This window comes from Streptomyces sp. NRRL F-6676, from assembly GCF_000725625.1.
Lineage (GTDB): Bacteria > Actinomycetota > Actinomycetes > Streptomycetales > Streptomycetaceae > Streptomyces.
Genome location: NZ_JOHS01000008.1, coordinates 207,553 through 232,330, shown reverse-complemented (window position 1 = coordinate 232,330; position 24,778 = coordinate 207,553). Strand labels below are relative to the sequence as shown.

Annotated in this window: 20 protein-coding genes and 1 pseudogene; 12 read left to right on the top strand and 9 right to left on the bottom strand. The window is 75.5% G+C overall.

Features of this window, described 5'->3' with window-relative positions; translation table 11 throughout:
* Positions 1-56: 56 nt before the first annotated feature.
* The 7 genes and pseudogenes from IO29_RS07745 to IO29_RS36385 all read right to left on the bottom strand — a co-directional run.
* Entirely contained in the window at positions 57-1,442 is a 1,386-nt protein-coding gene (locus IO29_RS07745; protein ID WP_030377974.1) for a phosphoinositide-specific phospholipase C-related protein, read from the bottom strand.
* A gap of 128 nt (positions 1,443-1,570) precedes the next feature.
* Complete coding sequence (locus IO29_RS07740) at positions 1,571-1,750, bottom strand: hypothetical protein (protein ID WP_030377973.1); 180 nt, start codon at positions 1,748-1,750, stop codon at positions 1,571-1,573.
* Between the two features lie 145 nt (positions 1,751-1,895).
* On the bottom strand, positions 1,896-2,927 hold the full coding sequence (locus IO29_RS07735) for a Rieske (2Fe-2S) protein (protein ID WP_030377972.1): 1,032 nt from the start codon (positions 2,925-2,927) through the stop codon (positions 1,896-1,898).
* Entirely contained in the window at positions 2,924-3,952 is a 1,029-nt protein-coding gene (locus tag IO29_RS07730) for a phytoene/squalene synthase family protein (RefSeq protein WP_030377971.1), read from the bottom strand. Before IO29_RS07730 ends, IO29_RS07735 begins: the two co-directional genes overlap by 4 nt.
* Positions 3,949-5,517, bottom strand: coding sequence for a phytoene desaturase family protein (crtI, locus tag IO29_RS07725; protein ID WP_234307402.1), 1,569 nt, complete (start codon positions 5,515-5,517; stop codon positions 3,949-3,951). Before crtI ends, IO29_RS07730 begins: the two co-directional genes overlap by 4 nt.
* Positions 5,518-5,674: 157 nt before the next feature.
* The gene (locus IO29_RS40340) at positions 5,675-5,782 is read right to left on the bottom strand and encodes a hypothetical protein (RefSeq protein ID WP_420705344.1); all 108 of its coding nucleotides are present in this window, start codon (positions 5,780-5,782) and stop codon (positions 5,675-5,677) included.
* A gap of 4 nt (positions 5,783-5,786) precedes the next feature.
* Positions 5,787-6,086: pseudogene (locus tag IO29_RS36385) on the bottom strand (hypothetical protein); the annotation flags it as partial.
* A gap of 318 nt (positions 6,087-6,404) precedes the next feature.
* Between IO29_RS36385 and IO29_RS07715 the strand changes: the two are divergent.
* Complete coding sequence (locus IO29_RS07715) at positions 6,405-8,003, top strand: SDR family oxidoreductase (protein ID WP_030377968.1); 1,599 nt, start codon at positions 6,405-6,407, stop codon at positions 8,001-8,003.
* Between the two features lie 44 nt (positions 8,004-8,047).
* Complete coding sequence (locus IO29_RS07710) at positions 8,048-9,418, top strand: cryptochrome/photolyase family protein (protein ID WP_030377967.1); 1,371 nt, start codon at positions 8,048-8,050, stop codon at positions 9,416-9,418.
* 19 nt (positions 9,419-9,437) lie between these two features.
* Here the strand turns inward: IO29_RS07710 and IO29_RS07705 are convergent, their stop codons facing one another.
* The gene (locus tag IO29_RS07705; RefSeq protein ID WP_030377966.1) at positions 9,438-10,697 is read right to left on the bottom strand and encodes an NAD(P)/FAD-dependent oxidoreductase; all 1,260 of its coding nucleotides are present in this window, start codon (positions 10,695-10,697) and stop codon (positions 9,438-9,440) included.
* 230 nt (positions 10,698-10,927) lie between these two features.
* On the opposite strand from IO29_RS07705, the gene IO29_RS07700 reads away from it, so the two are divergent.
* From IO29_RS07700 to IO29_RS07660, 9 genes are all read left to right on the top strand, one after another.
* Positions 10,928-11,533 (top strand): sigma-70 family RNA polymerase sigma factor, encoded by a 606-nt coding sequence (locus IO29_RS07700; protein WP_033224724.1) that lies wholly within the window; start codon positions 10,928-10,930, stop codon positions 11,531-11,533.
* A gap of 135 nt (positions 11,534-11,668) precedes the next feature.
* The gene (locus IO29_RS07695; protein ID WP_030377964.1) at positions 11,669-12,898 is read left to right on the top strand and encodes a lycopene cyclase family protein; all 1,230 of its coding nucleotides are present in this window, start codon (positions 11,669-11,671) and stop codon (positions 12,896-12,898) included.
* Positions 12,895-13,605 (top strand): class I SAM-dependent methyltransferase, encoded by a 711-nt coding sequence (locus IO29_RS07690; RefSeq protein WP_030377963.1) that lies wholly within the window; start codon positions 12,895-12,897, stop codon positions 13,603-13,605. Before IO29_RS07695 ends, IO29_RS07690 begins: the two co-directional genes overlap by 4 nt.
* On the top strand, positions 13,602-15,176 hold the full coding sequence (locus IO29_RS07685) for an FAD-dependent oxidoreductase (protein WP_033224722.1): 1,575 nt from the start codon (positions 13,602-13,604) through the stop codon (positions 15,174-15,176). The genes IO29_RS07690 and IO29_RS07685 overlap by 4 nt, the downstream gene beginning before the upstream one ends.
* Before the next feature lie 97 nt (positions 15,177-15,273).
* The gene (locus tag IO29_RS07680) at positions 15,274-15,537 is read left to right on the top strand and encodes a GlsB/YeaQ/YmgE family stress response membrane protein (RefSeq protein WP_030377961.1); all 264 of its coding nucleotides are present in this window, start codon (positions 15,274-15,276) and stop codon (positions 15,535-15,537) included.
* A 211-nt stretch (positions 15,538-15,748) separates the two neighbouring features.
* On the top strand, positions 15,749-16,957 hold the full coding sequence (locus IO29_RS07675) for an acyltransferase family protein (protein ID WP_078618099.1): 1,209 nt from the start codon (positions 15,749-15,751) through the stop codon (positions 16,955-16,957).
* A 145-nt stretch (positions 16,958-17,102) separates the two neighbouring features.
* Complete coding sequence (locus tag IO29_RS07670) at positions 17,103-18,842, top strand: alpha/beta hydrolase (RefSeq protein WP_030377959.1); 1,740 nt, start codon at positions 17,103-17,105, stop codon at positions 18,840-18,842.
* 66 nt (positions 18,843-18,908) lie between these two features.
* Positions 18,909-19,922, top strand: a complete 1,014-nt coding sequence (locus IO29_RS07665; RefSeq protein WP_030377958.1) for a Gfo/Idh/MocA family protein — start codon at positions 18,909-18,911, stop codon at positions 19,920-19,922.
* A 316-nt stretch (positions 19,923-20,238) separates the two neighbouring features.
* The gene (locus IO29_RS07660; protein WP_030377957.1) at positions 20,239-21,678 is read left to right on the top strand and encodes a PP2C family protein-serine/threonine phosphatase; all 1,440 of its coding nucleotides are present in this window, start codon (positions 20,239-20,241) and stop codon (positions 21,676-21,678) included.
* Between the two features lie 42 nt (positions 21,679-21,720).
* On the opposite strand, the gene IO29_RS07655 is transcribed toward IO29_RS07660, so the two are convergent.
* Positions 21,721-23,220, bottom strand: coding sequence for a DNA-binding protein NsdB (locus tag IO29_RS07655; RefSeq protein ID WP_030377956.1), 1,500 nt, complete (start codon positions 23,218-23,220; stop codon positions 21,721-21,723).
* 234 nt (positions 23,221-23,454) lie between these two features.
* On the opposite strand from IO29_RS07655, the gene IO29_RS07650 reads away from it, so the two are divergent.
* Entirely contained in the window at positions 23,455-24,585 is a 1,131-nt protein-coding gene (locus tag IO29_RS07650; RefSeq protein WP_030377955.1) for an aminoglycoside phosphotransferase family protein, read from the top strand.
* The last annotated feature ends 193 nt before the right edge of the window (positions 24,586-24,778 follow it).

Sequence of the window (24,778 nt, the reverse complement as noted above, 5' to 3'; positions counted from 1 at the left end):
CACGAGGAGGTCACGGGCGGGCGGTCGTGCCTGACCGCCCGCCCGTCACGCCCGCGTCACGGATACACGTACGTGTTCAGGGTGTTCACCGCGGCGGCCGGGTCGCCGAGGTCGTAGCGGTCGACGGCGAGATACGTGGGCTTCTTGCGGGCGGCCGGCTGGCAGAACCGCCGGGCGCGGTCGGCGAGTTTGGTGTTGTCGGTGCGGGCGGTGGAGGTGATCGTGGCGTCCCGGAAGTGGTTCATGACGAACAGCGGGCGGAAGCCGGGTTCGGTGCGGGTGAGCGGGAGGGTGGTGCCGGCGTCGTACCAGCGGCTGTAGCAGGACCAGTCGGAGGAGCCGATGCCGGACCCCATGGACCAGTAGTTCTCCACCGTCCACTCGCGCTGGTACATCACGCCGAAGCTGTCCCGGGTGAGTCCGGCGGACTCGTCGGCGGCGCGGCTGTGGTCGGTGAAGAGCAGCAGCCGGTGGCCCGCGGCGACGAGGTCGGCCATGCGGGGCCAGCCGTTCTCCCTCACACCCGTGCGGTCGGGGCGGTAGAGGACGTCGGACAGGCCCTGGACGCGGGCGAGTTCGGCGCGCAGGACGCCGGGGTCGACGTAGTCCTCCATGAAGACGGTGACGAACTGGTCGGGGTGGGCGGCGAGGAAGTCGACCATGCGTTGGAGGTCCACCCAGAGGGCGACCGGCCGGCTGACCAGGGTGCAGCTGTCGTGGCAGAGGATCGCGCCGTCCGGTGTCTGGTGCAGGTCGAGCATGAACCCCCGTACCCCGTCGGCGAGTTGCTGGTCGATGCCGCGGGTCTGGTTGGGCACGAGATTGACGAAGGGCGGGGCGAAGCCGCCGTCGACGCCGTTGGCGTAGGCGTTGTGCGCGGTGAGGAAGGTGACCTGGTCCAGGGTGCGCTGGTCGGCGGGCGGCATGGGGCGGGTGGGTGAGGTGACCGGGGTCAGGTACCAGGAGGCCAGGTCACCCGGGGCGCCGACGGCGAGCGGGGCCGGGTAGTTCGCGCCGGAGGGCTTGGCGGCGACGGTGAGGTACCGCTCGGTGCCGGGTACCTCGAGGGTGTACGTGTCGTCGCCGGCCGGGGTGATCTCCCAGGCGGCGTCGGGGCTCGTACAGGCGACGGTTCTCGCCGCGTCGCCCGCGCGGCCCAGACAGCTGCCCGCGGTGTCGGTGCTTTCGAGGCGGTACGCGGAGCCGTCGGCGCGCAGGGTCCACTGCTGGTGGTCCTCGTCGCCGCGTGGGTTGTGCTGTGCGACGGTGCCGGAGGCGTCGGCGGCGGCGAGTCCGGTGGTGACGCTCTGGACGTAGTAGGTGCCGTCGGCGGGGACGGTGCCGGCGGGCAGGGCGGCGGCGGGGGCGGGGGCGGTGAGCAGCGCGGCCAGTGCGGCGGCGCCGGAGGTCGCGGCGAGCGCGACGGTGCGGGGGGTACGCATGGCGGGCCCTTCGGCGGGGCGGTGCACGACAGTGAATCGGATCGGTGGAACAGGATCAGATCAGGTACATGACACCATGCGGAAGGGGCGTCCGTCAGCGGTACGAACGCCCCTCCCCCTGCCCGGGGTCACGCCGGTCGCTGCTCGTCCTCCGCCGCGGGGACCACCACGAGGAACGCGTCCTGTTCGAGGTCCATCACCACGGTCGCCGCCTCGCCCTCGGCGCGGCGCTGGGCGGCGAACTCCTCCGCCGGCCACGATCCGCGCGGGGCCCCTGCGGGGAAACACTCCAGCACCTTCGCGCTCATCGCGGATGCCACCTCCGATTCGACTTCCGTTTCCTGCCGTCCACCGTCGTATTCATGCGCTTGCCCCGGTTCCGCCTGGACATGTGCGGGTCACGACGCCCTTCGTCCCCGGATGCTGACGGAGGGTCGGACGCGGGGCCGGGCCTCAGCCCGGGAAGCGGCCCGTGGCGCGCAGCTCCCAGCGGCGCTCCGCGTAGGCGAGGTCGTCGCGCCACAGCCGTCCGGAGGCGGCGCGCATCAGCGGCCGTACGACGGGGGCGGCGCGGCGGGCGAGGGCGAAGCCCGGCCGGTCGGAGACGGCGACGACGGCCTCCACGACGGCGGTGCGCGGGCGGCCCCGGGCGTCGGTGCCGAGCGGGGTGGCGTGCGTCTCGACGACGGAACCCGCGCCCTCCCCCTCGGTGATGCGCATGACGACGGTGCGGGGTCCGGGCGCGGTGAACACGGCGCGGACCGGCACGACGAGCCGTCCGGCCACCTTGAACGCCACGTCCACGACCAGTCCGTCCTCCGGGTCCCCGCTCCTGGCGTCGGGCACGGAGACGACGGTGAGGTCGACGAACGAGTAGGGGTGGAACCAGGCCCCGTGCCAGGGGTCGAGCCGGTTGGCGACGACGTCCTCCGGCTCGCAGGTGCCGGCGGCGACATGGACGGCGGCCAGTGCGCGGGCGGCGGCGGGGCGGGGCGGCACGAGCGGGGCGGGCAGCGGGTCCTCGCCTCCGGCGTCGTCCAGGCGCACCCAGACCAGGACGCCGTCGTCGTGCACCGGGTACGGCCGCCAGCCCGCGCGGGCGGTGCCGTCCAGGGCCAGACCGTGCCAGCGGCACACCAGGGTGCCGCAGCGGACGGGGCCCTCGCGCAACGGGGCGCCCAGGTGCGGGCAGCTGCCGGGGCCGCCCACGAGGGTGCCCTCGGCGTCGCGCCACAGGACCACCTCGCGTCCGGCGACGGTACGGGCGAGGGGCCGGTCGGCGGGGACGTCCCGGGTGGCGCCGACGACGAACCAGTTGCCGGCGGGGCGGGCGAGCGCCTGCTTCAACAGTCCGCCGATCAGGGCGGGTTTGGCCTCCTGCCAGGTGGGGCGCTGTGCTGCCCAGGCGGGTGCGTGGCGCCGCAGCCGCAGCGGAAGCCGGGCGGCGCGGGGCGGACGGCTCCCGCCGCCCGGGGCGGGGTTCATACGGTCTCCTTCTCTCTGGGCTCCTCGGGTGCGGGGGCCACGAGGGCGGCGTGCGGGATGCCGTCGAAGCCGGTGCCGGTGCGGCGGGCACGGCGGGCGTGCAGCCGGGCGCTCGTCACCCGGGTCAGGCCGTCGACGGCCACGGCGAGCCGGCGGCGCCGGGGGACGACGGCCCGGCGGTGCAGCACGGCGTGACCGTCCTGGGCGACGGCGTCCAGGATGCCGCCGTAGAGCACGCACGCGGTCCTGATGCACGGCCGGGCCACGGGGTCGAGCAGGGCCAGCCCGGGCACCGCCTGCCGGTAGACGCCCCGGGTGAGGTCCTCGGCGGCGCGCAGGGCCGCGGTGATGCGGGGGTCGCGGCGGCCGGTGTCCCTGCTCCAGCGCAGCAGGGCGCGGTCGACGCCGTGGGCGGCCAGCAGGTCGGCGGGGAGGTAGATCCGGCCCCGGTCGAGGTCCTCGCCCACGTCGCGCAGGAAGTTGGTGAGCTGGAAGGCGAGGCCGAGCGCGGCGGCGTAGGGCTCGGCCTCCGCGCGCGGGACGACGGTGCCGAGGACCGGCACCATCTGCAACCCGATCACGGCCGCCGAGCCGTGCATGTAACCGCGCAGGTCGTCGTAGGTGGGGTAGTCGGTGACGGTCAGGTCGCTGCGCATGGACGCCATGAAGTCGGTGAAGTGCCGGTGGTCGATGGCGTAGCGCTCGGCGGTGTCGGCGAGGGCGCGGACCACGGGTTCGTCGCTGCCGCCGCCGCGCAGCCCGGCCGTCAGACGCTGTTCGAGCCGGTCCAGGGCGGCCGCGCTGCCCGCCGGGCCGGTGGCCGGGTCGGGGAGGTCGACGAGGTCGTCGGCCCAGCGGGCGAACCCGTACAGCGCGTGCACGGCGGGCCGGCGCTCGGCGGGGAGCAGCCGCGTGGCGAGGAAGTACGTACGGCCGTGGCGGGCGTTGAGCTCCCGGCAGGTGGCGTACGCGGCGCGCAGCGCGGGGTCGGTGATGCCGGCCGCGTCCAGCTCGCGCCGGGTCACGGGGCGGTCCCCTGTCCGGCGGGGCGCGGACGTCGGCGGGCCGGGACGGTGCGGCCGCCCGTGCGGCGCCCGGCGGTGACGCCCGTGACGCGTTCGGCGGCGAGGCGGCCGGAGACGAGGACCGTCGGGACGCCGACGCCGGGGGTCGTGCCGCAGCCGGCGAGGACGGCGTTGTCGGTGCCGCGCACGAGGTTGCGGGGCCGGAACGGGCCGGTCTGGGCGAAGGTGTGCGCGGCGGAGAAGGGCGTGCCGGCCGCGTGCCCGCCGGCCGCCCAGTCGGCCGGGGTGACCAGGCACTCCTCTTCCATCGCGGCGCCGAGGCCGGGCAGGCCCCGGCGTTCGAGTTCGGTGAGGAGCCGGTCGCGGTAGCGGGGCGCGAGGTCGCTCCACTCGGCGGCGGTGGGTCCGAGGTCGGTGTTGGGGCAGGGGGCGAGGACGTAGTGGACGTGCCGTCCGGGCGGGGCGAGCGCGGGGTCGGTGGCGGTGGGGCGGGTGATCAGCAGCGACGGGTCGGACATCAGCTCTCCGGTGCGGGTGATCTGACGGAAGGTGCCCTCCCAGGCGTGGCCGAAGGAGAGGGTGTGGTGGCCGAGTCCGGGCCAGGTGCGGTCGGTTCCGGTGTGCAGGACGACGGCGGAGGGCGCGTGTCGCAGCCGTAGGGGGCGCCGGGGGGTGCGGCCGAGGAGGCGGTAGGCGACGGGCAGGTCGGGGGTGAGGACGAGGGCGTCGCAGGGAATGCGGCCCTGGTCGGTGCGGACGGCGGTGACCCGGCCGCCGCCGCGCTCCAGCGCGGTGACGGTGTGTCCGTAGCGGAGGTCGGCGCCGGCGTGGGCGGCGGCGTCGGCCATGGCGCGGGGCAGGGCGTGCATCCCGCCGCGCGGGAAGTAGACCCCGGCGACGGTGTCCATGTAGGCGATGACGGCGTAGGCGGCGAGCGCGCGGGCGGGCGGCACGCCGACGTAGAGGGCCTGGAAGGAGAAGACGCGGCGCAGCCGTTCGTCGCGCAGGAAGCGGCCGATGGCGGCGTCGAGCCGGCCGAAGCCGCCGAGGGCGGCGAGCCGGGCGAGGTCGGGGTGGAGGAGTTGCAGCGGGGAGTCGAAGTTGGCGTCGATGAAGCGGCGCATCTGGGCGCGGTAGAGCCGTTCGAGCCAGTGCCGCAGCCGCCGGTAGCCCGCCGCCTCGGCCGGTCCCGCGAATCGTTCGACCTCGGCCTCCATGGCGTCCGGTTCGGTGTGCACGTCGAGTCCGCTGCCGTCGGCGAAGCGGGCGCGGTAGGCGGGGTGCAGCGGGATGAGGTCGAGCCGGTCGCGCATGTTTTCGCCGACGGCGGCGAAGGCGGCCTCGGCGAGGTGCGGCATGGTCAGCACGGTGGGCCCGGTGTCGAACCGGTATCCGCCGCGCTCCAGCAGCCCGGCCCGTCCGCCGGGCCCGTCCGCCCGCTCCACGACCGTCACCCGCCGCCCGGCGCCGAGGAGATGGAGCGCGGCGGACAGCCCGGCGAGCCCGGCCCCGACGACGACCACGTGGTCGGTGGGCCCGGGGACGGTGCGCACCGCGCCGCTCACCGGACGGCTCCGGCGGACGGGCGGGGGGCGGCACGGTGGCGAAGTCCTGCGTGCCGGACGGTGGGATGCATCGCGGTTCCTCTCGCGGGGGCGGAGGCGGGCTCGTGTCTCTGCACAGGTCTCCGCTCTCTGTGAAGGTCTTCCGCACGAAGGGCCGTCATGGATGCGTACGGTCCCCACGTTCCGCCGATCCGCCGAACCGGGCGGGCCACCAGGCGCGCGCCCCGGCGTCCCGTACGAGCGCGGGGACCAGCAGGGAGCGCACGGCGAGGGTGTCCAGCAGCACGCCGAAGGCGGGTGGCGTCGGCCCGCCGGGGTACGACCGTGCCGTCGCCCTCGGCGGTCCACACGGTGATCACGGGAAGCGTCTCCTGCCGCTGGAACGCCTTCTGCTCGGCGATGACCTCCGTCGACTCGGCGCTGCGCGGCAGGAACGCGGCCTGGTCGTCGGTGGCGACCTCGCCGAGCCGCCCGGCGAAGGGGCCGAGGGCCCCGCCGACGCAGAGCCGGACGAGGACGGTCAGCAGGACGGGAACGAGGCGGCGGACCCGCCGCACGGGGAACGACATCACTCTCCAGGCGCTTCGGCGCGGGCGGCCGGAGCCGGCCGGGGACGACCGCCGGCCACACGTCCGGCGGTACGGGATGCCTCCTCTTCTGCCCCCGGCCGGCCACCGGATGCGGCCGGAGATCACCGGGCGGCGCGAGGGCCGGCTCCCGGTCGGCGTCGCGCGCCCGGCGCGGGACCGCATCCGTCCGCCGACTCGTGACGGAAGGATGCGGGGCGGAAGGACGCGGGGCGGAAGGACGCGGTGGCGGGGCAGGAGTTCCGTCCGGGCGTGGTGCCGGGTGACCGGACGTGGTGCCGGGTGAGAGGAGCCGACGGGATGAATGCGGGGAATGGTGGGGCCGAGGGGCCGCTCTGCCTGGTCACCGGTGCCACGGGGTACATCGGAGGGCGGCTGGTGCCCGAACTGCTCGACACGGGGGCCCGGGTGCGGGCGGCGGTGCGCTCCCCCGGCAAGCTGCGCGACCACCCCTGGGCGGGTGCCGTCGAGGTGGTGAAGTGCGACGTCACCGACGCCGCGTCCGTCGCCGCCGCGATGGACGGCGTCGACGTCGCCTACTACCTCGTCCACGCCCTCGGCACCGGCCGCGGCTTCGAGCGCACCGACCGCGAGGCCGCCCGCACCTTCGGCGAGCGGGCGCGCGCGGCGGGCGTACGGCGCATCGTCTATCTGGGCGGTCTCACCCCCGCCGGGGTGCCCGAGGAGGAGTTGTCGCCGCACTTGCGGTCCCGCGCCGAGGTGGGCCGCATCCTGCTGGACTCAGGCGTGCCCACCACCGTGCTGCGGGCCGCGGTGATCCTCGGTTCCGGCTCGGCCTCGTTCGAGATGCTGCGGTACCTCACCGAACGGCTGCCGGTCATGGTCACGCCGAGCTGGGTGCACACCCGGATCCAGCCGATCGCGGTCCGGGACGTGCTGCGCGCGCTGGTCGCCGCCGGGCGGATGCCCGCGGACGTCAGCCGCGCCTTCGACCTCGGCGGCCCGGACGTGCTGACGTACCGCGACATGATGCTGCGGTACGCGCGGATCGCCGGGCTGCCCCGCCGCCTCATCCTGCCGGTGCCGCTGCTCACGCCGGGGCTGTCCAGCCACTGGGTGGGGCTGGTGACCCCCGTGCCGGCGGCCCTCGCGCGTCCGCTCACCGAGTCGCTGCGGCACGAGGTGGTGTGCCGGGAGCACGACATCGAACGGTATCTGCCGCCCGCCCCCGGCCGGCCCGTCGGTTTCGACAAGGCGGTACGGCTGGCCCTGCGCCGGATCCAGCAGGCCGAGGTCGCCACCCGCTGGTCCTCCGCCTCGGTCCCCGGCGCCCCCAGCGATCCGCTGCCCACCGATCCCGGCTGGGCGGGCGGCAGCCTCTACACCGACCGCAGGGAGCGGACGGTCGACGCCTCCCCGGAGGCGCTGTGGCGGGTGGTGGAGGGCATCGGCGGGGAGAACGGCTGGTACTCCTTCCCGCTCGCCTGGGCCGTACGGGGCCTGCTGGACCGTCTCGTCGGCGGGGTCGGGCTGCGCCGGGGCCGGCGGGACGCCGCCCGGCTGCGGGCCGGGGACTCGCTCGACTTCTGGCGGGTGGAGGAGATCGAGCCGGGACGGCTGCTGCGACTGCGCGCCGAGATGCGGCTGCCGGGGCTCGCCTGGCTGGAGATGTACGTCGGCGAGGACGACGTCGGCCGCACCCGCTACCGCCAGCGGGCCCTGTTCCATCCGCACGGGCTGCTGGGCCATCTGTACTGGTGGGGCGTCTCGCCCTTCCACGCGGTGGTGTTCGGCGGGATGGCCCGCAACATCGCGCGGGCGGCCGCGAGGGCCGTACCCGACGGCCCGGAGCGGCCGGGACGACGACGGTGGCCTGGGCAGCGGCAGCGGCAGCGGCTCGGGCTACGGCGGCGGCCGGGTCCTCCCGGACCCCGCTGAGCACCGCACCCGTACCCCGACCCTCGTCCCTTCCGGAGTCCTCCATGCCGACCGCCGTCGTCCTCTTCACCGCCGATCTGCGGCTGCACGACCATCCGCCGCTGCGCGCCGCGCTGGACGGGGCGTCCGCCGTGGTGCCGTTGTTCGTGCGTGACCGCGCGGTGGACGCCGCCGGGTTCGCCGTGCCCAACCGGCTCGCCTTCCTCGCGGACTGCCTGCGCGATCTGGACGCCGGGCTGCGCGAGCGCGGCGGGCGGCTGGTGGTGCGCTCGGGGGACCTGGTGGAGGAGGTGTGCCGGGTGGCCGCCGAGGCGGACGCGCGCGAGGTGCACATGGCCGCCGATGTGAGCGCCCACGCGCGCCGGCGCGAGGACCGGCTGCGCACCGCGCTGGAGGCGGGAGGCAGACGGCTGCTGGTGCACGACACGGTGACCACCGTGCTGGCGCCGGGTGCGGTGACGCCGGGCGGCCGGGACCACTTCGCCGTGTTCACGCCGTACTTCCGGCGCTGGTCGGAGCAGCGTACGCGGCCCGTCCTCGGCGCCCCTCGCGCGGTGCCGGTCCCGGACGGCATCGGCTCGGAGGAGCCGCCCTCCCGCCGTGCGCTGTCCGGCCTGTCGCCGGGGCTCGCGGTCGGCGGCGAGCGGGCGGGGCGCGCGCGGCTCGCGGACTGGCTGCGCGGCGGCGTCGAGGAGTACGAGGACCGGCACGACGACCTCGCGGGCGACGCGACCTCCCGGCTCTCCCCGCATCTGCACTTCGGCACCCTCTCCCCCGTCGAACTGGTGCACAGGGCGGGCGGCCTGGGCGGGCCCGGTGCCGAGGGGTTCGTACGGCAGCTCGCCTGGCGGGACTTCCACCGGCAGGTGCTGGCGGCCCGGCCCGCCGCCGCGCACGCCGACTACCGCACCCGGCACGACCACTGGCGCACCGGCGGGGGCGCCCGCGAGGACGTCGAGGCGTGGCGGGAGGGCCGCACCGGCTACCCGGTCGTCGACGCGGCGATGCGCCAGCTGCGGCACGAGGGCTGGATGCACAACCGGGGCCGGCTGCTGACCGCGAGCTTCCTGGCCAAGACGCTGTACGTGGACTGGCGCGTGGGTGCCCGGCACTTCCTGGACCTGCTGGTCGACGGGGACCTCGCCAACAACCAGCTGAACTGGCAGTGGGTGGCCGGTACCGGGACGGACAGCCGCCCCAACCGGGTGCTGAACCCGGTGGTACAGGGCAGGCGGTTCGACCCGGACGGGGCATACGTACGCCGCTGGGTGCCGGAGCTGGCTCGGGTGCGGGCGGGCGGGGTGCACGAGCCGTGGAAGCTGCGGGGCCGGGACCGGGAGGCGGCCCACGGTTATCCGGAGCGGGTGGTGGACCTCGCGGAGGGTCTGGAACGGTTCCGCAGGGCGCGCGCGTGAGGGCGCCGGGCGCCGGGGCTCAGCGCCTCCGGTGCCGCCGCCCGGTCAGGTCCTCGAGCACCTCGCGGGCGGCGCGGGCGCCGGAGGCGAGGGCGCCCTGGACGGAGCCGGTGGCCCGGTGGTCGCCGCACACGTAGCGGCCGGGGGCCACGCGGGAGGTGCGGCTCAGCGGAAGGGGCGGCGGCATCGCGGGAAGCGCGTCGCGGACCGTGCGGGCGGTGAGCAGGTCCCAGCCGGCGGTGTCGGTCTCGTACACCTCCTCCAGCGCCGACGTCACCGTCTTGCGCGCCTGCGGGTTGTCCTCGCCGAGGACGGAGGTGGCGATCAGGGCATGCCCCGCGGGCGCGTAGGTGGGGGCGACCTCGCTGAGGACGCAGGTGTTGAGGAAGCGGAGCCGTGCGTCGGTGAGCAGGGTGGGTTCGGCGAGCGGCGGGCGCGGGGCGACGTGGTAGTACGTCGTCACGACGCGCCCGGCGGGTACGTCGAGACCCGGCAGCAGGGCCGAGGCCGGTCCCTTGCCGGTGGCGACGACGACGGCCCGGGCTGCCAGCCGGTCGCCGTGGGCGGTCTGCACGCCGTCGTCGGTGAGCACGGCGACGGGGGCGTCGAGCAGGACGCTGCCGGCGGGCAGCGCGGTCACCAGCGCCGCGGGTACGGCGCCGATGCCGTCGGCGGGCAGGCACAGGGTGCCGCGGAGCATGCTGCGCCACACCATGTGGAAGAACCGGCTCGACGTCTCCAACTGGTCCTCCAGGAAGATCCCGGAGAGGAACGGCCGGAAGAACCGTTCCACGAACTCCTCGGAGAACCCGGCGGAGGCGAGCGCGGTGCGGGTGGTGCGGTCCTCGGCGCGCCTGAGCAGGGCGGCCGGGCCGAGCATGTCGCGGGCCGACAGGGTGCCGAGCGCCAGCAGGTCGCGGGGACCGGCGAGCCGGCCGCGCAGCAGGCCGGTGAGGGAGCGGGCGTCACGGCTGGGGTCGGTCAGGCGGAGCCGGCCGTGGTCGGTGTGCGTGAGCACACCGGGGGTGAAGGGGCGCAGGCGCAGGTCGCGGAGGTTCAGGCGGCGTTTGACCTGGGGGTAGGAGGTGTTGAAGACCTGGAAGCCGCGGTCGACGACGAAGCCGTCGAGCCGGTCTGAGCGCATACGGCCGCCGACGTCGTCGGAGGCCTCGACGACGAGGACGGAGCGGCCGGCGGCCGCGAGGTCCCGGGCGCAGGCGAGCCCGGCGACGCCGGCTCCCACCACCAGGACGTCGGTGCGCTCGGGTGTCGCGGACATGCGCGCCTCCTCTCACCGGGCGGACCCCGGCCCTCCGAGTCCCACGGATCCCCCGGCCCGAACCCCGGCAGCCGGGTGAACCCCGGAACCGCACCGGACCAACCACCGCAGGACCCCGGAACGGCACCGCCCCGCATGTCGCGCGGCATCGTGCGCGCCGGCTCGCAGAATGGCGAGGGGCGGGGCGGGTACCCCGCACTCGCCCATCCGCCGTACGAGGAGCCGCCGCCATGACCGCACCGCCGGTACCGGTCGAGGACGGGCCGGGGGACGAGGAGCTCGCCCGCGGCCTCGTCGAGGGGGACGAGGCGTGTCTCGCCGCGGCGTACCACCGCTGGTCGGCCCTGGTGCACGGACTCGCCGCACGCTCGCTCGGCGACGTGCGGGAGGCGGAGGACGTCACCCAGCAGGTGTTCCTCGGGGTGTGGCGCGGCCGGCACGGCTACCGTCCCGAGCGCGGGGCGATGGCGGGCTGGATCGTCGGCATCGCCCGGCGGAAGATCGCCGACGCCCTGTCCGCCCGGACCCGCCGCCTGGACCTGCTCGCCTCCGTCGCCTCCGCCACCCCGCCCGCCGCCCCCGGCGGCCACGCCGACGAGCCGTGCGAGGCGGTCCTGGACCGCGTGCTGGTCGGCCGCGCGCTCGCCGGACTGCCGTCCGCGCAGCAGCGGGTGCTCCGCCTGGCGTTCTACGAGGACCTGACCCAGGCCCAGATCGCCGAGCGCACCGGCTGGCCGCTCGGCACGGTGAAGAGCCACGCCCGGCGCGGACTGCACCGGCTGCGGCACGGGCTGGGGGACATGGAGGAGCGGCACACGGAGGAACGACCCGTCTGAGCACGCCGCCTGAGCACGAAGGAAAACTCCTGCCCCCGCCCGCATCCGGACGCGGTGCCCGGACGGAACCCCTGACGCGAGCGGTGCGGTACGAGCGGTGCGGTGCGAGCGGTACAGACGACAAGGAGGCCCCGGGTGAACGACGCGGACGTGGTGATCGTCGGCGCGGGCGCCGCCGGCCTCTCGCTCGCCCTCCGGCTCTCCGCCCCCTCCGCCGCACCGGCCGCCCGCCCCTCCGTACTGCTCCTCGACGCACCCCCCGGCCCGCTGCGCCCGCCGCCGCGCACCTGGTGCTACTGGGAGCGCGGCCCGGGCCCGTACGACAGCGCCCTCACCGCCACCTGGCAGCGGCTGCGGGTGCACGGCCCGACGGGGCGGGCGACCGTCGGGGAGACCGCCCCGCTGCGCTACAAGATGCTGCGCTCGGACGCGTTCGAGGCGTTCGCGGCCCGGCGGCTCGCCGAACGCCCCGCGATCCGGCGCCGGGAGGTGGCCGTGGAGACGGTACGGAGCGTGCGCGGGGGCGCGGAGCTCCACGGCAGGGACGCGGACGGCGCCCCCGTCGCCGTCCGCGCCCGCTGGGTGTTCGACTCCCGGCCGCCCGGCAGCCTCCCCGCCGCCCGCACCACCCTGCTCCAGCACTTCCGCGGCTGGTTCGTCCGCACCTCCCGCCCCGTGTTCGACCCCACCGTGGTGGAGCTGATGGACTTCCGCGTCCCCCGCCCGGCGCACGGACTGGCGTTCGGTTACGTCCTGCCGACCGGGCCGCACGAGGCGCTGGTGGAGTACACCGAGTTCTCCCGCACCGTCCTGTCCCGGGAGGCGTACGACGCGGCGCTGCGCGCGTACACCGAGGACGTGCTGCGGCTCGGCCCGCTGGAGGTGGTGGCGACGGAGTCCGGCGTCATCCCGATGACCGACGCGCCCTTCGCCCGCACGACCGGCGCGTCCGTCTTCCGCATCGGCGCCGCGGGCGGCGCGACCCGCCCGTCGACGGGCTACACGTTCGCCGCCGTGCAGCGGCAGACCCGCGCGATCGCCGCCGCCCTCCGCGCGGGCCGCCGGCCGCTGCCGCCGCCCGCGCACTCGGCCCGGTCCCGGGCGATGGACGCCGTACTGCTGCGGGCGCTGGACACCGGCCGGGTGGACGGCGCGGAGTTCTTCAGCCGCCTGTTCGCGCGGGTGCCGACGCCACGGCTGCTGCGCTTCCTCGACGGCGGCACCGGCCTGTACGAGGATCTCGCCGTCGGCCTGCACGCCCCCGTACGCCCGATGCTGCGCACGGCGGCGGAACTTCCCCGTCTCCCCCGCCGCCCGCTCCCCGCCCCTGCCCCCGCTCCCCCACCCGTCGAGGAGTCCCCATGACCCTGTTGCGCGACGAGGCGCTGGCCGGCGCGTTCGACCGGGCCGCGCCCCGGTACGACGCGCTGGTCGCCCTCAATCCGGGCTACCACGCCCAGCTGCGCCGCTCCGCCCGCCGCCTCGGCCTGCCCGACGGCGGCGCCGGGGCGCGCGTCCTCGACCTCGGCTGCGGCACGGGCGCGTCGACGGCGGCGCTGCGGGCCGTGCTGCCGCGGGCGGAGATCACCGCGGTGGACGCGTCGGCGGGGATGCTGGCCCGCGCCGCCGGCAAACCGTGGGCCGCCCCTGTCAGGTTCGTCCACGCGCCGGCCGAACGCCTGGCCGAGGAGGGCGTACGCGGGCCGTTCGACGCGGTGTTCGCGGCGTACCTGCTGCGCAATGTGGCCGACCCGGACGCCGTACTCGCCGAGGTGCGCGGCCTGTTGGCGCCGGGCGGACGGCTCGCGGTGCACGAGTACGCGCTCAGCGGCCGGCGGGCGCACCGGCTGGTCTGGGACGCCGTGTGCCGTGGCATCGTCACGCCGCTCGGCAGCGCGTACGGCGACGGCGCCCTCTACCGCCATCTGTGGCGCAGCGTCGTCGGCTTCGACACGGCGGACGCGTTCGGCAGGCGGCTCTCGCGGGCCGGGTTCGCGGACGTGCGGGTGCTGCCGCTGCCGGGCTGGCAGACGGGGATCACCCACACGTTCGTGGGCCGGGTGCCCGCGTGAGGCCCCCGGCGGGCGCCGTCTCCCCGGGGCGCGGCCGGGACCGCCGGGCGGTCCGCCTCGACCCCGCGCCCGGCCGCCCCCGCGTCACCGGCGAGGCCCCCTCGGTCGCGGTGGTCGGCGGCGGCATCGCGGGGCTCGCGGCGGCGACCGGGCTGGCCGAACGGGGCGTACGCGTCACGCTGTACGAACGGGAGCCGGTGCTCGGCGGCCGGCTGGCGGGACACCCGGTGACGCTGGCGGACGGCAGCCGGGTCACCATGAGCCGCGGCTTCCACGCGTTCTTCCGCCAGTACTACAACCTGCGCGCCCTGTTGCGCCGGACGGACCCGGGGCTCGACCTGCTCACCGGCCTCCCCGACTACCCCCTCGTGCACGCCGACGGCCTGCGCGACGGCTTCCGGCACGTGCCGCGCACGCCTCCGTGGAGCGCGCTGGGCTTCGCCGTGCTCAGCCCCGCCTTCCGCGGCCGCGACCTGCTGCGGATGCGGCCGCGGGCCGCGCTGCCCCTGCTCGACGTGCGCGTGCCGGAGGTCTACGCGCGGCTGGACGGTGTCAGCGCCGACGACTTCCTCGCCTCCGTCCGCTTTCCCCCGGCCGCGCACCACCTGGCGTTCGAGGTGTTCTCGCGCAGCTTCTTCGCCGACCCGCGCGAGTTGTCGGCGGCCGAGATGGTGCTGATGTTCCACATCTACTTCCTCGGCTCCGGCGAGGGCCTCCTCTTCGACGTCCCCCGCGAGCCGTTCCCCACCGCCCTCTGGGAACCGCTGGCCCGCCGTCTGGCCGGCCTGGGCGTGGACATCCGTACGGGGACGGCGGTGCGGGGCGTGGCTCCGGCGCCGGACGGCGGGTGCGTCGTCCGCGCGTCCGGGGGCCGCCCGGCGCGGTACGACGGGCTCGTGCTCGCGCTGGACACCGGTGGGCTGAAGGCGGTCGTCGGGGAGTCTCCCCGGCTGGTCACCGAGGAGTGGCGGGCGGGGATCGCCCGGCTGCGCACCGCGCCGCCGTTCCTGGTCAGCCGGCTGTGGCTGGACCGGCCGGTGGCGCCGGACCGGCCGGGCTTCCTCGGCACCAGCGGGTACGGGTCGCTGGACAACGTCAGCGTGCTGGAGCGGTGGGAGGGCGAGGCGGCCCGGTGGGCGGCGCGGACCGGTGGCTCGGTCGTCGAGCTGCACGCGTACGCGCTGGCCGGCGAGGGCGCCGGCCGGGAGGCCGAACAGCGGCGGCTGATCGAGCAGTTGCACCGGGTGTACCCCGAGACGCGGGACGCCCGGATCGTCGACGCGCGCCACGAGTGGCGGGCGGACTGCCCGCTGTTCGCCGTGGGCACCCACGCCGGCCGGCCCACCGTCCGCACGCCCGACCCGGCCGTGACGGTCGCCGGGGACCTGGTGCGCACGGAACTGCCGGTCGCCCTGATGGAACGCGCCGCGACCACGGGCTTCCTCGCCGCGAGCGCGCTGCTGGCGCGGTGGGGCGTACGCGGGCACACACTCTGGACGGTGCCGCGCCGGGGCCGTACGCCCGTACTGCGCGGACTGGCCCGGCTCGCCGGACCCGCGGACGGCCGGTGACCGGACAGCCGGACTGCCCCGGCCGACAGCGGGCATCCGACCTCTTACAAGGCCTCGTACAGAGAGTGCACGGGGGACTTCACAAGGAGGGGCAGAGATGGAGATCGCGGGCATCGTCAGCGCCATCGTGATCGGAATCGTCATCGGCGTACTGGGCCGCCTCGTCGTCCCGGGCCGCCAGCACATCGGCATCCTGCTGACCATCCTGGTCGGCATCGTCGCCGCACTCATCGGCTCCGCCCTCGCCTCGGCCCTCGGCGTCGCCGACACGAACGGCGTCGACTGGATCGAATGGCTGATCCAGATCGCCCTGGCAGCACTGGGAATAGCGGCACTGGACCGCGGCATGTCCCGCCGCTGAACACGCGCCTCAGGGGACGCGGACCGGGGCGCGGGGAGCGGAATCCCACGCTCCCCCACCCCCGGGTCGAAGGGGGCGGAGCCCCCGGCGGACGGAAGGACAGAGGGGGCGGGGAAAACCCCGTTCCGCCATTGGGACGGCCTTCCCCGCCCCCACGAATGACCCGCGCACAACGGGGCAGGCGCGCCTGGTCCGTCCAACGTCCCCGCGCATGGGAGATGCGGTGCCCGACACCCCCCAGGCCCCCCACTCATCCCCACCCGTACCCACGCAACCCGCCCGACAACCCCCACCACCCCACCGCTCCGCGGAACCCAAGGAGTCCGGGGAACCCAAGAGGTCCGCCGGGTCCACTCCCCGCAACCCCTTCTTCGACAACGCGAAATACCTCACCATCGTGTTGGTCGCCTGCGGCCACGCCTGGGAACCCCTCACCTACGGCAGCCGCACCGCCCACGCCGTCTACCTCACCGTCTACGCCTTCCACATGCCCGCCTTCGCCCTGATCTCCGGCTACTTCTCGCGGAGCTTCGACATGGCCCCCGGCCGCCTCAAGCGGCTGATCACCGGCGTGGTGGTCCCGTACCTGATCTTCGAGACGGCGTACACGCTCTTCTACCGGTGGGCACAGGACGACCCGGGCTACCCGCTGAGCCTGCTGGACCCCTGGTACGTGATGTGGTTCCTGGTCGCGCTGTTCATCTGGCGGCTCACCACCCCCCTGTGGCTGATGCTGCGTCACCCGCTCCCCCTCGCCATGGGCCTGGCGATGCTCGCCGCCTGCTCCCCCGACCTCGGCGGCGATCTGTCGATACAGCGCGCCCTCGGCTTCCTGCCGTACTTCGTCCTCGGCCTCGCCCTGCGCCCGGCGCACTTCGCACGGCTGCGCACCCGCCGGGCCCGGCTGCTGGCGCTCCCCGTGTTCGCGGCCGTACTGGCGGCGGCGTACTGGGCGGCCCCGTCGTTCGACGCGGGCTGGCTGTACCACCGGGGCGCGGTCACCGGCCAGGGCGCCCCCGCGTGGGCGGGGCTGCTGACCACGCCGGCGCTGTTCGTGCTCGCGCTGGCGCTGACGGCGTGCTTCCTCGCCTGGGTGCCGCGCCGCCACATGTGGTTCACCACGCTGGGCGCGGGCACGATGTACGGCTATCTGCTGCACGGCTTCCTGATCAAGTCCTCGCGCTTCTGGGGCTGGTACGACCACCCCTGGCTGCACACGCCCGCTGGTGAGCTGCTGGTCACCGCGCTCGCGGTCGGCATGATCACCGCGCTCTGCTCGGCGCCGGTACGGACGGCCTTCCGGCACGTGGTCGAGCCCCGGATGGACTGGGCGTTCGTCCCCCGCCCGGCGGCCGGCGGCACCCCTCGGGACCGCCAGGAGAAACCCACCGCACCGGACCCGTCCCGCGCGGCCCGCTGACGTACACCCCGCCGACGTACGCCCGCCGCCCCTCCCCCGCCGTCCGGAGGCGGCGCGGGCCCGGCCCGCCTATGGTGAGCCGGGGGCGGGCACGGCTCGAACAGGGGGAGTTCCCGGTGCGCAGCCGGGTGTACCGGGAGGCCGCATGCTGCCGATGTTCGGATGCCGGCCGGCCGCCGCGGCGGCGGTCACGGCGACGGCGCTCGCCCTGCTCGGCCCGGCCGGCGCCCCGTCGGCCCCGGCGGCGGCCACCGGCCCGTCACCGACCACGCCACGCACCGCCCCCTCTTCCCCTTCCCCTCCCGATCTCTCGCGCTTCTACCGGCAGCGCGTCGCCTGGTCCGCGTGCGAGGGCGACGGCATGCCGTCCGACCTGGAGTGCGGCAAGGTCACCGTGCCGCTCGACTACGCCCGCCCCGCCGCCGGCACGCTCGACCTGGCGCTGGCCCGCTACCGCGCGTCGGGCCCGTCCCGGGGTTCGGTGCTGCTGAACTTCGGCGGACCCGGCGGCCCGGGCGTCCCCCAGTTGGCCCTGGGCGGCAAGGACTTCATGGGTCTGACCGAGGGCTACGACGTGGTCACCTTCGATCCGCGCGGCGTCGGCCGCTCCTCCCCCGTGAGCTGCGGCGAGGGCACCGACGAGATGCTGGCGGCGACCGAGGACGGCGCCGTCGGGCAGGATCCCGAAGCAGCGCTGAAGGCGCTGCGCTCGGCAGTGGCCCAGTGCACCGCGCACTCGGGGCCGGTGCTGCGGCACATCGGCACGGTGAACGCGGCCCGCGACCTGGACGTCATGCGCCAGGCGCTGGGCGACGACCGGCTCAACTACCTCGGCTTCTCCTACGGCACGCGGCTCGGCGCGGTGTACGCGGCGCAGTTCCCGAAGAAGGTCGGGCGGATGGTGTTCGACGGCGTCGACACCCTCACGGAGTCGCTGGACGAGCAGGGTGTGGTGAGCGCGGCGGGACAGCAGCGGGCGCTGGAGGACTTCCTCGCCTGGTGCGCCCAGGACGTCGCCTGCCCGTTCGGGCAGGACGCCCGCGCCGCCCGGGAGCAGGTGGTACGGCTGGTGGGGTCGCTGGACGAGGATCCGCTGCCGACCGACTTCGGCGGACAGTTCACCGGGCAGGACCTGGTCGCGGCCATCGGACAGGGGCTGTACAGCGAGGAGTTCTGGCCGGCGCTCGAACAGGCGCTCGCCGACCTGACACAGGGCGGCGACGCCGGCCGCCTCACGGGCTTCACCGGCGGCGGCACGGTCGTACCCCCCAGGGCCGCCGCACCCGACGGTCCCGCCGCACCGCCCCGCCCCGGCCCGGTCCCCGGGTACGCGGACCTGACCGGCTCCCGCCCCGCGCCCGGGCGCGAGGACACCGCCCCCGCCACCGGGGGCGCCCGGGCCGGCGGCGGGCTCGTCGACCCCGAGGACGTGCCGGCCGACAACCTCCCGGCCGCGCTGATGGCCGTCAACTGCGCCGACGACCCCGACCGTCGCACCGCCGCCCAGATGGTCGGCGACCTCGGCCGGCTGCGCACACGTTACGAGGAGGCGTCGCCGGTCTTCGGCCGCTACCGGCTGGCCGAGGTGCTGATGTGCTACGGCCGCCCCCGGGGCACCGACTTCGTGCGCGAGGACGTACGGAACGTGCCCGCGCCGAAGATGCTGCTGGTCGGCACCCGCGGCGACCCGGCCACCCCGTACCGCTGGACGGTGGAGACCGCGAAACGGCTCGGCCCCTCCGCCGTGGTGCTCGACAACAGGGGCGAGGGACACACCGGTTACGCCTCCTCGCCGTGCGTGCACCGCAAGGTCGACACCTTCCTGCTGTACGGCACCCTGCCCCCGGACGGCAGTTCCTGCGGGCCGGAGCAGGAGGACGGCTGATCTCCCCCCACGCGTCCCGGCCGCCTACGCTACGCCGAGGCCATGATCGTGAAGGGGCGTGCGGACGTGAGCGGGCTGTTGGGTGTCGCGGTACTGGGTGCGGGTCACATGGGGGCCGATCACATTCGCCGGCTCGACCGGGTGGTGAGCGGGGCGCGGGTGGTGGCGGTCGCCGACCCGGACACCGCGCGGGCCGAGGCGGCAGTGGCGGACATCGAGGGCGCGTCGGCGCACGCCGAGGTGGCCGCCGCGCTGGACGCGCCGGGTGTCGAGGCGGTGCTGATCGCCTCCCCGGGGCCCGCGCACGAGGCCGCGCTGCACGAGGCGTTCGCCCGCGATCTGCCGGTGCTGTGCGAGAAGCCGCTGGTGCCGGACGCGGAGGGGGCGCTGCGGGTGGTCGAGGCGGAGGTGAAGCGCGGCCGGCGGCTGGTCCAGGTGGGGTTCATGCGCCGTTACGACGCGGAGTACCTGCGGCTGAAGTCCCTGCTGGACGAGGGCGGGCTCGGGCGCCCGCTGATGCTGCACTGCGTCCACCGCAACGTCTCCTCGCCGCCCGGCTTCACCTCCGCGATGCTGGTGGACAGTTCGGTGTCGCACGAGATCGACGCGGCCCGCTGGCTGCTCGGCCAGGAACCGACCGCGGTGACCGTGCTGCGTCCGGGCAGCACGGGGCGGGCGCCCGAAGGGCTCGTCGACCCGCAGTTCGTGGTCCTGGAGACCGACGGGGGCGTCCTGGTCGACGTGGAGATCTTCGTCAACACCGGCTTCGGCTACCAGGTGCGGTGCGAGGCGGTCTGCGAGGGCGGCAGCGCACGGATCGGCGAGGAGCACGGCATGACGGTGACGGCACCGGGGCGGGAGTCGCGGGAGGTGCCGCAGGACTACCTCGTACGGTTCGCGGACGCGTACGACCGGGAGCTGCGGGACTGGGTCGACGCGTGCCGGGCCGGCCGCGTCGGCGGTCCGAGTGCGTGGGACGGGTACGCGTCGTCAGCGGCCGCCGAGGCGGGCGTGCGGTCCGCGCGTACGGGGGCGCGTGTGCCGGTGCGGTTGGCGGCGCGGCCGGCGTTGTACGCGTGACGTCGGGTGTGCGGGCGCCTCATGGGTGGGGGATGCGGTTCGTTGGCGGGTGCGGGCGGTTCGTGGCTGGTCGCGCCCGCGCGGCGGAGCCGCAGATCGATACAGCCCCACGCCCCTTGGAGGCCCTGCGGGGCCTCCAGGGGCGCGGGAGCGCGGGGCGCGAGGCCGGGGCACTGCCCAACGCCGGGACACCGTCATATGCCAGACGCATCCCCGGCGCCCATGTTGGCAAATCCCTTACAGCGCGCGACGCGCTGTGCGACAGTCGTAACGGTCCTTCCTCACCAGTCGGTCGCACTGTCACCCGGAGTACGCCATGTCGCCCCCTCCGTCAGCGGACCGCTCCGCCGCGCAGCCGCCCCGGCGCGGCGCGGTCGACGCGCTGCTCTCGCGGACCCGGCGGCTGCGCGGCGACATGGACGCCGTACGGCGCGAGGCGCCCGCGGACGGTTCGGATCCCGAGGCCCGCTGGCAGCGCGCTCTGTACGATCTGGCGCTGCACCAGCTCGCCGATCTGGACGCCCATCTGGCCCAGCTGCGTGACGGCCCCCCGCCCCTCCCGGCCGCCCACGCCTCCGCGACCGGCCCACCGCCGGCCGCCCCGCAGCCCCGGCCCCCCGGCGGGCCGCTGCTCGGCCGGGTCGGGTCCGCCGAGTGGGACCTGCTGACCGACCGGGCCGCGTGGTCCGGCGAGCTGTACCGGATCCTCGGCCGCGATCCCGCGGCCCCCGCCCTCACCCTCGACGAACTCCCCTCCCTCGTGCACGAGGACGACCGCGCGCGACTGACCACGATGGTCACGGACTGTCTGATCGACGCCCGCCCCATCGACGGGGAGTTCCGCGTCCTGCGCCCCGACGGCGCGGAGCGCACCGTGCACATGATGGGCGAACCCGTGCTCGACGCCGACGGCTCCACCGTCTCGATGTGGGCGGTACTGCGGGACGTCAGCGAACTGCGCCGCCGGCGGCGGACCGTGCGCGAGACCCGTGACTCGCTGCACCAGCGCCGCCGGCTCGCGCAGACCGAGCACCGGGTCGCGGTCGAGTTGCAGGAGGCCGTGCTGCCGCCGTGGCGCGGTCCCCTGCGGCTCCCGCGCCAGGGCCCCGGCGCGCTGGACCTGGCCGCCCGCTATCTGCCGTCGTCCGCCGGGGCGCCGGTCGGGGGCGGCTGGTACGACGCGCTGGAACTCCCGGACGGGGAGACGCTGTTGGGCGTGGGCGAGCTGGCCGGGCACGGTGTCGCGGCCACCTCCGGGGTGGCAATGCTGCTCGGTGCCGTCCGCGGCATGGCGGTGACGGGCGCGGAGCCGGGGGAACTCCTCGGCCGGCTCAACCAGTTGCTCGACGCCTCCCTCGCGCAGCCCGCGCTGGGCGGCGCCCTCTGCTGCCGGTACCGGCCCGCCTCGCGCACGCTGCGGTGGGCGCGCGCGGGACACCCCGCCCCGCTGCTGTTCCGCGACGGGACGGGGCGTGCGCTGACGGCGCCGGACGGCGTACTGCTCGGGGCGACCGCCGGCGCCTCCTACGGTGCGGCCGAGGAGCCGCTGCACCCGGGTGACCTGCTGCTTCTGTACACCGGCGGGCTGGTGCCCCGGCACCCCGGCCCGGCGGCCGCCCGGCGGCTGCTCGGTCTGGCCGCAACGTTCGGCGCGGCCCGCGGCGCACAGGGCTGCGTACGGGCCGTCGTCGAGGAGTTCGGCGGGACCGAGCGCCAGGAGGACGCCTGCGTGCTGGTGGCCAGGGTCACCGGCTGACGTAGCCGCCGAAGACGCGGACGCGCGGCGGACGGACGGGGGTCAGGCCCGGGCGGTGCTGCTGCCTCCCTTGCGTTTCCAGCCCGGCGGCATGGCGAGTTCGATCTCCTCGCGCAGGTTCTGCACGTTCGGATAACTGGAGTACTGGGCGGTGAGCCGGTACATCTCGCGCAGCCGGTCCCAGGTGCGGTGGGAGGAGTTCGACCCCATCGAGTTCAGGGCGAGCCGTGCGTAGCGGTCGGCCTGGTCGGGGTCGTCGGCGAGGAAGCAGGCCGAGGCGAGCGTGAGGTGGTCGAAGATCTTCGACCGGTCGCGCCCGCTCTCCCGCAGGTGCAGTGCCTTCCTGGCGTGCTGCTGGGCGATGGCCGCCGCGCCCGGCTCGTGCTCGGCGAGGGTGCGGTAGGCCAGGGCCTGCATGCCGTGCAGATCCGCCTCGTCGAACAGCTGCATCCAGCTCGGCGGGGGCACGTCCCCCTTGTCGGAGACGAAGAGTTCCTCCGCCTGCCCCAGCGTGCGCCGCATGGCCTGGCCCCGGCCCAGCGATGCCTGCGCCCAGGCCTCGATGGTGTGGAGCATGGCCCGGGTGCGCGGCAGTACCTGGTCGCCGGAGCCGGAGTCGGCGAGCTTCATCAGGTCGAGGGCGTCGTCGGGCCGGCCGAGGTGCACCATCTGGCGGGCGGCGCGGGAGAGCGCCTCCCCGGCGCGGGGCCGGTCGCCGCCCTCCCGTGCGGCGTGGGCGGCGATGACGAAGTACTTCTGGGCCGTGGGTTCCAGGCCGACGTCGTGCGACATCCAGCCGGCCAGGACGGCGAGGTTGGCGGCGACGCCCCACAGGCGCCGCTGCACATGGTCGGGGTGCCGGTAGGAGAGCATGCCTCCCACCTCGTTGAGCTGGCCCACCACCGCCTTGCGTTGCAGCCCGCCGCCGCGGGCCGCGTCCCAGGCGCGGAACACTTCGACCGAGCGCTCCAGTTCCTCGATCTCCTGCGTCCCGATGGGGGCGGCCTCATAGCGGTCGTACCCGGCGGGGTCGGCGTGCAGGGGGTGGTCGAGGTCGGGGGCGTCGGCCGTCAGGGCCGGATCGGTGTGCAGCCAGTCGTGCATGGCGCTGCTGAGTGCGGAGCCCGCGGCGAGCGCGGCGCCCGCGCCCACCAAACCGCGTCGGTTGAGCATGAGGTCCATTCCCGTGAATTCGGTGAGGACCGCAGCGGTCTGCTCGGGCGCCCACGGCACTCCGTCGGGATGTTCCACGTCCCCGCCGCCCGGCCGTTTCCCCGTACGCCCGTGCCGGACCAGACCGAGGTCCTCGATGGTCACGACACGGCCGAGACGCTCGGTGAACAGGGCCGCCAGCACCCGTGGCACGGGATCGCGCGGGATCTCTCCCATGTCGATCCAGCGCCGAACGCGGGAGGTGTCGGTCGCCAGCTGGGGGTGGCCCATGGCCGCCGCCTGCCGGTTGACCAGCCTCGCGAGTTCTCCCTTGGACCATCCGGTCAGGCCGAAGAGGTCCGCCAGACGGGTGTTGGGTTGTCCGCTCACGTCAAGCCCCCAGGTACTCGGCTGAGTTGACAGTAGCCGCCTGTCAGTTGCTGCGGGACTATTCGCCAGGGTTCGCCAGGGTGCGCCAGATGGTGTGCCCACCGGCCCCGGGTGTCAGGTAGGAATGCGCCACCCCGACCCGGTCGCCCAGGGGCATTCCCCAGGGTGCGCCGCGGCGACCGGGCCGGAGCGGCGCGGCAACTCACCGGCACACGAAGGGATCCGTGTTCACCCATGTACGCAGCATCGTCCTCCGTGTCCGCCCCGTCCCCGTCGCTGCGCACCCGCCGGCCGGGAGCAGGCGGCCCCTACCTCGACCCCGCGCGTCCGCAGACCCCCGTGCACGGGGCCGGCCGGCCCCGGCGTGTGCCCGGACTGGCCGGCGCGCCCCTCAGCGGGAGGCTCGACCTGTCCGGCCCCCAGGGTGCGCAGCTGCGCACGGCGATCGCCTCGGTGCACCGCATCTGCCCGGAGTTCACCCCGGTGCAGGTGCTGCGCCGCAGCGGCCGCTCGGTGCTGCTGGTGGGCACGACAGGGCGCAGCACGGCCGTCGCCAAGTGTTTACTGGACCATTCGCCGATGTGGTCCGAGCGGACCCGGCACGAAATAGCTGCCTACCGCGCGTTCGTCCGGCACCGCCCGCCGGTGCGGGTGCCACGGCTGATCGCGGCGGACCCGGACAACTGCACGCTGGTGATCGAACGGATGCCCGGCCGGGTCGCCGCGCTCCACCGGCACCCGGTGCAGGCCCCGCCGCGCGCGGACGTGCGGGCCGCGCTCGGCGCGATCTGCCGGCTCAACGCGTGGCGGCCGCCGGCGGGCACGTTCGACGCCCCGCTGGACTACGCGGAGCGCATCTCCCGCTTCCACGACCTCGGGCTCCTCACCGACCGGGACATGGGCGACCTGCAAAAGCTGCTGCACGGCATCGCGCACGCGGGGGGCCGCCAGGGCATGGGCCAGTTCTGCCACGGCGACGCCCTGCTGTCCAACGTCCTGCTCTCCCCCGCGGGCCCGGTCCTGGTGGACTGGGAGCACGCGGGCTGGTATCTGCCGGGGTACGACCTGGCGACGCTGTGGACGGTCCTCGGGGACGCCCCGCTGGCGCGGCGGCAGATCGCCCAGATCGCCCAGTCGGCCGGCCCGGCCTCGCGGGACGCGTTCCTGGTCAACCTGATGCTGGTACTGACCCGGGAGATCCGCACGTACGAGACGGCCGTCCAGCGCTCGATGCACGACAGCCCCCCGACGACACCCCCCGGCGCCACCCCGTCCGGCGAGGAACAACGCCTCCTCCTCCGCCGCCTCCACGACGACTGCCAACTGGCCCGCCGCGCACTCCGCGCAGCGGTGGGCACGCGCTGACGGGACGAAGGTCACGCGGACGCGTCCATCCGGGTCATTGGTCCACTCCATTGACGCACCGCAGGTCCGGGCGCGTGCCGTTGAGCGGGGAGAACCCCACCTCCTGCGCATGATTGACGGCACGTCAAGGAGCCGGTACCACAGACGCACGTTCGGCCCCGCACGCCCCATCGCGCCAGACCGCCCAGGAGGC

Coding starts and splice junctions, on each gene's coding strand:
- IO29_RS07680 (WP_030377961.1), top strand. CDS start 15,274: ATGGAGATCGCGGGCATCGTCAGCGCCATCGTGATCGGAATCGTCATC.
- IO29_RS07710 (WP_030377967.1), top strand. CDS start 8,048: ATGCCGACCGCCGTCGTCCTCTTCACCGCCGATCTGCGGCTGCACGAC.
- IO29_RS07745 (WP_030377974.1), bottom strand. CDS start 1,442: ATGCGTACCCCCCGCACCGTCGCGCTCGCCGCGACCTCCGGCGCCGCC.
- IO29_RS07650 (WP_030377955.1), top strand. CDS start 23,455: ATGTACGCAGCATCGTCCTCCGTGTCCGCCCCGTCCCCGTCGCTGCGC.
- IO29_RS07740 (WP_030377973.1), bottom strand. CDS start 1,750: ATGAGCGCGAAGGTGCTGGAGTGTTTCCCCGCAGGGGCCCCGCGCGGA.
- IO29_RS07690 (WP_030377963.1), top strand. CDS start 12,895: ATGACCCTGTTGCGCGACGAGGCGCTGGCCGGCGCGTTCGACCGGGCC.
- IO29_RS07700 (WP_033224724.1), top strand. CDS start 10,928: ATGACCGCACCGCCGGTACCGGTCGAGGACGGGCCGGGGGACGAGGAG.
- IO29_RS07675 (WP_078618099.1), top strand. CDS start 15,749: ATGGGAGATGCGGTGCCCGACACCCCCCAGGCCCCCCACTCATCCCCA.
- IO29_RS07715 (WP_030377968.1), top strand. CDS start 6,405: ATGAATGCGGGGAATGGTGGGGCCGAGGGGCCGCTCTGCCTGGTCACC.
- IO29_RS07670 (WP_030377959.1), top strand. CDS start 17,103: ATGCTGCCGATGTTCGGATGCCGGCCGGCCGCCGCGGCGGCGGTCACG.
- IO29_RS07735 (WP_030377972.1), bottom strand. CDS start 2,927: ATGAACCCCGCCCCGGGCGGCGGGAGCCGTCCGCCCCGCGCCGCCCGG.
- IO29_RS07660 (WP_030377957.1), top strand. CDS start 20,239: ATGTCGCCCCCTCCGTCAGCGGACCGCTCCGCCGCGCAGCCGCCCCGG.
- IO29_RS07705 (WP_030377966.1), bottom strand. CDS start 10,697: ATGTCCGCGACACCCGAGCGCACCGACGTCCTGGTGGTGGGAGCCGGC.